This is a genomic window from Vibrio sp. Vb2880, from assembly GCF_033337975.1.
Taxonomy (GTDB): Bacteria; Pseudomonadota; Gammaproteobacteria; order Enterobacterales; family Vibrionaceae; genus Vibrio; species Vibrio alginolyticus.
The window spans coordinates 1-1,190 of sequence record NZ_JAWORT010000074.1 but is presented as its reverse complement, the minus strand read 5'-3'; the positions used below and the strand labels follow the sequence as shown (position 1 = coordinate 1,190).

Genomic DNA, 1,190 nt, shown 5'->3' with positions numbered 1-1,190 from the left:
TATGAATTAGTCGAAGATCTTAGCAACAACACCAGCACCTACTGTACGGCCACCTTCACGGATCGCGAAACGTAGACCTTCGTCCATTGCGATTGGTGCGATTAGCTCTACAGTCATCTGTACGTTGTCGCCTGGCATTACCATTTCTACGCCGTCTGGTAGCTGGATGTCACCAGTTACGTCAGTTGTACGGAAGTAGAATTGTGGACGGTAGCCTTTGAAGAATGGAGTGTGACGACCACCTTCATCTTTAGACAGTACGTATACTTCTGATTCGAACTTAGTGTGTGGAGTGATTGAACCAGGCTTAGCTAGTACTTGACCACGTTCAACTTCGTCACGCTTAGTACCACGTAGAAGTGCACCAACGTTCTCACCTGCACGGCCTTCGTCTAGAAGCTTACGGAACATCTCAACACCAGTACATGTAGTTGTAGTAGTGTCTTTGATACCTACGATAGCAACTTCGTCACCTACAGTTAGGATACCACGCTCGATACGGCCAGTTACTACTGTACCACGACCTTGGATTGAGAATACGTCTTCGATAGGCATTAGGAATGGCTGATCTACCGCACGCTCTGGCTCAGGGATGTAAGTATCTAAAGCTTCTGCTAGTTCAACGATTTTCGCTTCCCACTGCTCTTCGCCGTTTAGTGCGCCTAGTGCAGAACCTTGGATAACTGGTAGGTCATCACCTGGGAAATCGTATTCAGATAGAAGTTCACGAACTTCCATTTCTACTAGTTCTAGTAGCTCTTCATCGTCAACCATGTCACATTTGTTCATGAATACGATGATGTATGGGATACCAACCTGACGGCCTAGTAGGATGTGCTCACGAGTTTGTGGCATTGGGCCATCTGTCGCAGCAACAACTAGGATACCACCGTCCATCTGTGCAGCACCAGTGATCATGTTTTTAACATAGTCAGCGTGTCCTGGACAGTCAACGTGTGCGTAGTGGCGTGATGGAGTGTCGTACTCAACGTGAGAAGTTGCGATTGTGATACCGCGCTCACGCTCTTCTGGAGCGTTATCGATAGATGCGAAGTCTTTAGCTACACCGCCGTAAACTTTAGCAAGAGTAGTACAGATAGCTGCAGTTAGAGTTGTTTTACCGTGGTCAACGTGGCCGATAGTACCAACGTTAACGTGCGGTTTCGTACGTTCAAATTTTTCTTTAGACA

The 1,190-nt window shown here is 47.1% G+C and carries 1 protein-coding gene; it reads right to left on the bottom strand.

Annotation, left to right across the window (positions count from 1 at the left end; translation table 11 throughout):
* Positions 1 to 6: 6 nt before the first annotated feature.
* Positions 7 to 1,190 (bottom strand): elongation factor Tu (gene tuf, locus R7M92_RS24920; RefSeq protein ID WP_017822038.1); only part of this gene is annotated, 1,184 nt, incomplete at its 5' end.